This is a genomic window from Streptomyces sp. UNOC14_S4 (assembly GCF_020740835.1).
GTDB lineage: Bacteria > Actinomycetota > Actinomycetes > Streptomycetales > Streptomycetaceae > Streptomyces.
Map to the genome: position 1 here is coordinate 1 of NZ_JAINFC010000399.1, position 7,250 is coordinate 7,250.

Sequence of the window (7,250 nt, forward strand, 5' to 3'; positions counted from 1 at the left end):
CCGGAACACCGCAACCCCACCTGGCTCCCCCGCTCCGCACGCGCCGCGGGCGTCACGCTCTCGACGCGTCCCCGCGGCACGTACTCCTCGACGCAGCGGAGGAAGAAGTCCGTCAGGGCGAGGCTCTTGGCGCGTACGGCCGTGATGTCGACGTCGTCCCATACGTCGAGCGCGGTGTCGAGGGCGAGTAAGGAGAGGACTTCGGGGGTGCCGACCCGGCCGCGCGTCGCGCCGTCGGCGGGCGCGTAAGCGGGGGACATCGCGAACGGCTCGCTGTGCGAGTTCCAGCCGGGCAGCGGCGAGTCGAAGCGGGGCTGGTGCTCGCGGCGGACGTAGAGGTACGCGGGCGAGCCGGGCCCGCCGTTGAGGTACTTGTAGGTGCAGCCGACCGCGAAGTCCACGCCATGCGCGTCGAGTTCGACGGGGAGGGCACCCGCGCTGTGGCAGAGGTCCCACACGACGAGCGCCCCGGCGGCGTGCGCGGCGGCGGTCGTGCCGGGCAGGTCGTGGAGGCGGCCCGTGCGGTAGTCGACGTGGTTGACGAGCGCGACGGCGGTGCGCTCCCCCGCCACTCCGGCCATCTCCCCGGCCATCTCCCCGGCGGCCACGGCACGTATCCGGCAGCCCGTCAGCCGCGCGGCGGACTCGGCGATATAGCCGTCGGTGGGGAACGTCGCCGCGTCGACAAGGATCTCGTCGCGGTCCGCCGACCGCTCCCGGGCCATGCGGACGGCGGCCACGACCGCCTTGAAGACATTGACGCTCGTCGAGTCGCCGACGACGACCTGGCCGGGCGCGGCCCCGACGAGTCCGCCGACGCGGTCGCCGATCCGCTCGGGCGAGGCCCACCAGCCCGCCTCGTCCCAGGCGCGGATCCGCAGCCGTCCCCACTCGTGGCCGACGACCTCCGCGAGGCGGGCGGAGACGGTGGTGGGCAGCGCGCCGAGAGAGTTGCCGTCCAGGTAGACGGTGTCGTCGTCGAGCGCGAACGCCGCGCGCTTGGCGCGCAGCACGTCGGCCTCATCGAGCGCGGCGGCCTCGCGGGCGAGCTCGCCCCTCGTCTCCTCATTCATCTCAGACATGGCTGCGCGCCGTCCACAGCTCCGGGAACACGTGCTTCGTCACTCGCTTCTCCAGCCACGCCACTCCTGAGGAGCCGCCCGTGCCCTTCTTCGCGCCCATGGCCCGGCGGGTGGCGACAAGGTGGTCGTTGCGCCAGCGCCAGACCAGCTCGGCGACCTCGGTGAGGCTCTCGCCCAGCGCGCACTCGTCGCCGTGCTGCGGGCCCTCGTAGATCCGCTGCCAGACCCGCTCCACGCCGGGGTCGGGGACGTAGGCGACGGTCACGTCACGGCCGAGCACGGCCTCGGGTATCGCGTGGCCGCGGCGGGCGAGGTGGCGCAGCGCCTCGTCGTACAGGCTCGGCTCGCGCAGCGCCTCCTCCAGCTCCGCCAGCTCACGGGGCGCGCCGCGGTAGGGCACCAGCATGGCCGTGGACTTCTCACCGAGCAGGAATTCCAGGCGGCGGTACGCCACCGACTGGAAGCCGGACGCCTCCCCCAACGCTCCCCGGTACGCATTGAACTGACTTGGCGTCAGGTGCGCTATCGGCCGCCACGAGGCGTTGAGGGACTCCAGCTCGTACGCGGAGCGCTTGAGCGCGGCCATCGCCGTCGCGACGTCGTCCCGCCGGAGGGCCCGCGCGGCGGTGCGCCACTCGTGCGCGAGGACGGTGAACCACAGCTCCATCACCTGGGTGGTGACCAGGAAGACCATCTCGCCCGGATCGTCGGACAGCGGCTCCTGGAGGCGGCCGAGCACGGAGGCCCGGACGTAGTCCTCGTAGGGTGTGGTGCCCTCGAAGTCCAGGAACGGCTCCTGGTCCGGGGACGCCGTGAGGGTCGCCCGGGCGGTGCGCGGGTGGGGTGGCTGCGGCTGCGACATCGCGCTCTCCTCGGCTGCACGGTGCTTCCGGGTAGCGGTCCGCCCCTTTCCCGTCGGCCTCGGAGCCCCGGTCCCCTGCCAGACATCGTGCGTCCCGCGCGCCGCCGGGGCAAGGCCTGTGGATAACTCTCCGCACAGACGGAACGCCCCGCTCCGGGCGGGGCGTTCCGGTCGGTTCCCGGGTCAGCCGAGGGTGTTGGCCGCCGTCGGGGAGCTGTCGCGCAGGAACGTCGAGCAGCGCTCGTACTCCTCCTGCTCACCGATCGCCTGCGCGGCCCGCGCGAGCGCGTGCAGCGCGCGCAGGAAGCCGCGGTTCGGCTCGTGCTCGAAGGGCACCGGGCCGTGGCCCTTCCAGCCGTTGCGGCGCAGGGCGTCCAGACCGCGGTGGTAACCGGTGCGGGCGTACGCATAGGACTCGACCACGCGACCGGCCTCGTAGGCGTCGTCGGCGAGCTGTGCCCACGCCAGCGAGGAGGCCGGGTACTTGGCCGCGACCTCGGCGGGTGCGGCGCCGGAGGCGAGCAGCTCGCGCGGCTCGGGGTCGTCGGGCAGGTGGGTCGGGGGCGGGCCCCCGAGCAGGTTCTCGTGAATGGACATGCACCCCAGTGTGCCGCGTCGCTGCGCTGTGCGGTGCGGCCCCGTGGCGCGGAGCCCCGTAAGGGGCGCGGGGAACTGCGCGACCAGCCACGACGCAACCTGCAGCCGCACACGGACCTCACGAGGCAACCTGGTAGGCGCACCCGGCATACAGGAACCGTCACGACGACGTCGTCTCGTCCCCCGGGTCGAGCGGCGGTGCCTCCACCCCGCAGTGGTACGGCGTCTCTGGGTGGCAGACAGGCCGCCGCACCCGCCGGATCGCCCACAAGGCCAGTACGGAGCCCAGGACCAGCACCCCGGCGCAGTAGAGCATGGAGCGCCGGAACGCCTCCGAGAACGCCGCGGGGTCGCGGTACGTGCCGCTCTCCATGCCCGCCAGCAGCGGCAGCGCGGCCACCGCGATCAGGCCCGCCGCGCGGGCCGCCGCGTTGTTGATACCGCTGGCCAGGCCCGCGCGGGCGACGTCGACCGAGGCGAGGACGGTGGAGGTGAGCGGGGCGACCAGCACCACCATGCCCATGCCGAGCAGCACCAGAGCCGGGAGCACGTCCCGCCAGTACACGGCGCCCGGGCCCACCCGCGTCATCAGCAGCATCCCGGCCGCGCACAACAGCGGGCCGACGGTCAGCGGGAGCCGCGGTCCGGTGCCCTCCGCGATGCGGCCGGAGCGCGCGGACAGCAGCAGCATGAGGATCGTCGTGGGCAGCAGCGCGGTGCCCGCCACCAGCGCGGACCAGCCCACGACCACCTGGAGCTGGAGCACGGCGAGGAAGAAGAAGCCGCTGAAGGCGGCGTAGACGCACACCGTCACGGCGTTGACCGACGAGAACATGCGGTTCGCGAAGATCCCCGGCGGCAGCATCGGTTCCGCCCGCCGTTTCTCCACCTTCCAGAACGCCACGCCCAGCAGCACCCCGGCCACCGCCGGGCCGACCACCCAGGGCGAGAACCCCTTCTCGGGCGCGGCGATCAGGGCGTACGTCACCGCGGCGAGCGCCAGCGCGCCCAGCACCGCGCCGAGGACGTCGAACCGCCCGTGGGAACGCGGATCCCGGGTCTCCGGGACGTGCCGCAGGGCCACGGGCACGCACACGGCCGCCACGGGCAGGTTGATCAGGAACACCCAGCGCCAGCCCGGCCCGTCCACCAGCCAGCCGCCCACGAACGGCCCGACCGCCGCGGCCACCCCGCCGAGCCCCGACCACGCGCCCACCGCGCCGGCCCGGTCGTCCGGGTGGAAGACCGCCTGGATCAGGGCGAGCGACCCGGGCGTGAGCAGCGCCCCGCCCACGCCCTGCAGCGCCCGCGCGGCGATCAGCACTCCCGCGTCCGGTGCCACCCCGCACAGCAGCGACGCGAGCGCGAACCACACCACCCCCAGCACGAAGATCCGCCGCCGCCCGAAGCGGTCGCCGAGCGCCCCGCCCAGCAGGATCAGCCCGGCGAGGGTGAGCATGTACGCGTTGACCGTCCACTGGAGGACGGCCAGGTCGGCGTTGAGGTCCCGGCCGATGTGGGGCAGCGCCACATTGACGACGGTGCCGTCGAGCATCGCCATCCCGGACCCGAGCACGGCCGTGAGCAGGACGGCCCGTCCGGTGCGCGTCCCCAGCCGTACGGCGGGCGAGTCCGCCGCGGATGCGCTCGTGTCCGCGGATGCGTCGCTCATGCCCGGATCATCGCGCGCCCGCGCCCGCCCGGCATCCGGAACCGGGAAACGCGAGGGCCCCGCACCGCCGGACGTCGGCGGTGCGGGGCCCTGTCGCAGAACCGGGAGGCCCGGGAGGCCCTTACTGCAGCTTGGTGCCCGTGGAGCGCAGGTCGGCGCACGCCTTGGTGACGCGCTCGGCCATGCCCGCCTCGGCCAGCTTGCCCCAGGTGCGCGGGTCGTAGGTCTTCTTCTCGCCGACCTCGCCGTCGACCTTCAGGACGCCGTCGTAGTTCTTGAACATGTGGGCCGCGACCGGACGGGTGAAGGCGTACTGGGTGTCCGTGTCGAGGTTCATCTTCACGACGCCGTTCTCCAGCGCGGTCGCGATCTCCTGCTGGGTGGAGCCGGAACCGCCGTGGAAGACGAAGTCGAACGGGCTGGCCTTGCCGTACTTGGCGGCGACGCCCTCCTGCAGGTCCTTGAGCAGCTCGGGACGGAGCACGACGTTGCCCGGCTTGTAGACGCCGTGGACGTTGCCGAAGGAGGCGGCCAGCAGGTAGCGGCCCTTCTCGCCCAGGCCCAGGGCCTCGGCGGTGCGCAGGGCGTCCTCGACGGTGGTGTAGAGCTCGTCGTTGATCTCGTGGCTGACACCGTCCTCCTCGCCACCGGTCGGGGTGATCTCGACCTCGAGGATGATCTTGGCGGCGGCGGCCTTGGCCAGCAGCTCCTGGCCGATGGCCAGGTTGTCGGCGAGGGACTCGGCGGAGCCGTCCCACATGTGCGACTGGAAGAGCGGGTTCTGGCCCTTGGCGACGCGCTCGGCGGAGATGTCCAGCAGCGGGCGGACGTAGCCGTCCAGCTTGTCCTTCGGGCAGTGGTCGGTGTGCAGCGCGATGTTCACCGGGTACTTCTTGGCGACCACGTGCGCGAACTCGGCGAGCGCGACGGCGCCCGAGACCATGTCCTTGCTGTACTGGCCGCCCAGGAACTCCGCGCCACCGGTGGAGATCTGGATGATGCCGTCGCTCTCCGCCTCGGCGAAACCGCGCAGCGCGGCGTGCAGAGTCTGCGTCGAGGTCACATTGATGGCCGGGTAGGCGAACTTGCCTGCCTTCGCCCGGTCGAGCATCTCGTTGTAGACCTCGGGAGTTGCGATGGGCATTGTCCGCTCCTTGTGATGTGCGGGTGCGTATACGGGGCCCTGACCTAGGGGGCGACGGTCACCGTCGCCCCCATCTTCCCAGACTCCCCGAATTACTCCACATGATGATCAGCGCGCTTATATGGGAAGGCGCGCCGTTTCACGTGAAACAACGCGCCTTCCTCTTTCGCCGTGGCGAAAACAGCAGGTCAGACGGTCAGGCCGGTCAGGCCGGTCAGGCCAGGTCCAGGTCGCCCAGGGAGTAGCCCGTCACATAGCGCAGGCCCGCGCCCTCGATGGCCGACTCGGCACCGCGGTCGACGATCGTCGCCACGGCGACGACCTCGGCGCCCGCCTCGCGCGCGGCCTCGACGGCGGTCAGCGGGGAGCCGCCGGTGGTCGAGGTGTCCTCGACCACCAGGACGCGGCGGCCCTTGATGTCCGGGCCCTCGATACGGCGCTGCATGCCGTGCGTCTTCTGCGCCTTGCGGACGACGAACGCGTCGAGCTTGCGGCCGCGCGCGGCGGCGGCGTGCAGCATCGAGGCGGCGACCGGGTCCGCGCCCAGGGTGAGCCCGCCCACGGCGTCGAAGTCCAGGTCCGCCGTGGCGTCCAGCATCACCTGGCCGACCAGGGGCGCCGCCTCGGCGTCCAGGGTGATCCGGCGCAGGTCGATGTAGTAGTCGGCCTCCTTGCCGGAGGAGAGGGTCACCTTGCCGTGCACCACGGCCTTGTCCTTGATCTGCTGCAGCAGGGCGTCACGCGCTTCGCTCATGCCGATGAGCTTAGGCCAGCCGGGCTCAGGCCAGCGCGCGCCAGGTCCAGGTCGTCGAGATCTCCAGGGGGTCGATCGGCGTGACGAGGCGCGGCAGCGTGTTGAGGCCGTTCGGAGGTCCGGACTGCGGCTCCACGCACACGGCCTCCGCCTGCTCGTCGTAGACCACGACCCACTCGGCACGGCTGGTGACCTTGAGCTCCAGCGCGCCGGGCCAGGTCAGGGTGACGTCCACCCCGTCGGGCATGCCGAAGCAGTCGTCCCAGGGGCCCGGGAGCGGGGCGATCCGGCGGCCGGTGGGGAGGTGGTCGTCACCGCGCTCCTCCTGCCACTCCGCGTCGAAGTCGAGCCGTACGTCCTCCCCCGTGCCGAGGTTGCGCCGGAACCAGGGGTGCCAGCCCGCCTGCGCCGGGAAGGACGTGTCACTCGCCTCGACCCCCATGGTCAGCGTGACGGAGTCCGCCGTCAGCTCCACCAGCTGCGTGACCCGGCCGTCGTACGGCCAGGGGTCCCCGAGCTCGTAGGTGAACGCGGCAGTGGTGTCCGTCGCCCTGACGGTGTTCCAGGCGGTGTCACGGCCGGTGCCGTGGATCGCGTGCGGGGCGGAATTGATGGGCATCTGGAGCCGCTCGCCGCCGTTGCGGAACTGCCCCAGCTCGATACGGCCGCACCACGGGACCATCGGGAAGGCGCCGTAGCGGGCGCCTTCCCGGAGGAGCTCGTTCCCCGCGATACGGAGGCTGCTGATCCGGCAGCCGTTGCCGGGATCCACGGTCAACTCGGCGGGGCCGGCGTTGAGGTGGACCTGATGCGTGTTGTCGGTGCTCACGCACCGACACTACGGGGCGGAGGACCCTCGGCGTGGGCACCCGGGTGCGTCATGTCCTGGGGGCTCCGCCCCCGGGGCCCCTGCGCCTACCGGGGTGCGTCTTGCGCTGCACGCGGCTGTGGTCGGTGGGGGCTGGTCACGCAATTCGCCGCGCCCCTCAAAAGCCGCCTACGAGCTCGACCACCGGCGCCGTCGCGCGACTGCGGCCCGGTGGGGGTTCCTCGCGCAGTTCCCCGCGCCCCTCCTTCCACCTGGTTGTGGGCATGCGTTCCGCTAGGGGCTGGGGGTCCCCCCGGACGGAGTCTGGGGG

Annotated in this window: 7 protein-coding genes; all 7 read right to left on the reverse strand. The window is 72.5% G+C overall.

Going from position 1 to position 7,250, the window contains the following annotated elements; translation table 11 throughout:
- On the reverse strand, positions 1-1,082 hold a 1,082-nt coding region (locus tag K6I34_RS27670; protein WP_374231035.1), incomplete at its 3' end, for an aminotransferase class V-fold PLP-dependent enzyme.
- Positions 1,075-1,944, reverse strand: coding sequence for a tryptophan 2,3-dioxygenase family protein (locus tag K6I34_RS27675; RefSeq protein ID WP_229329856.1), 870 nt, complete (start codon positions 1,942-1,944; stop codon positions 1,075-1,077). The genes K6I34_RS27670 and K6I34_RS27675, both read right to left, overlap by 8 nt.
- A gap of 183 nt (positions 1,945-2,127) precedes the next feature.
- On the reverse strand, positions 2,128-2,541 hold the full coding sequence (locus K6I34_RS27680) for a DUF3151 domain-containing protein (protein ID WP_229329857.1): 414 nt from the start codon (positions 2,539-2,541) through the stop codon (positions 2,128-2,130).
- A gap of 160 nt (positions 2,542-2,701) precedes the next feature.
- Positions 2,702-4,213 carry an MFS transporter gene (locus K6I34_RS27685; protein ID WP_229329859.1) on the reverse strand — a complete coding sequence of 504 codons (1,512 nt, stop codon included), beginning with the start codon at positions 4,211-4,213 and terminating at the stop codon, positions 2,702-2,704.
- A gap of 121 nt (positions 4,214-4,334) precedes the next feature.
- Positions 4,335-5,357, reverse strand: a complete 1,023-nt coding sequence (gene fbaA / locus K6I34_RS27690) for a class II fructose-bisphosphate aldolase (protein WP_229329861.1) — start codon at positions 5,355-5,357, stop codon at positions 4,335-4,337.
- A gap of 214 nt (positions 5,358-5,571) precedes the next feature.
- Entirely contained in the window at positions 5,572-6,111 is a 540-nt protein-coding gene (gene pyrE / locus K6I34_RS27695) for an orotate phosphoribosyltransferase (RefSeq protein WP_229329863.1), read from the reverse strand.
- Between the two features lie 25 nt (positions 6,112-6,136).
- Positions 6,137-6,940 carry an aldose 1-epimerase gene (locus tag K6I34_RS27700; protein WP_229329865.1) on the reverse strand — a complete coding sequence of 268 codons (804 nt, stop codon included), beginning with the start codon at positions 6,938-6,940 and terminating at the stop codon, positions 6,137-6,139.
- Positions 6,941-7,250 lie beyond the last annotated feature (310 nt).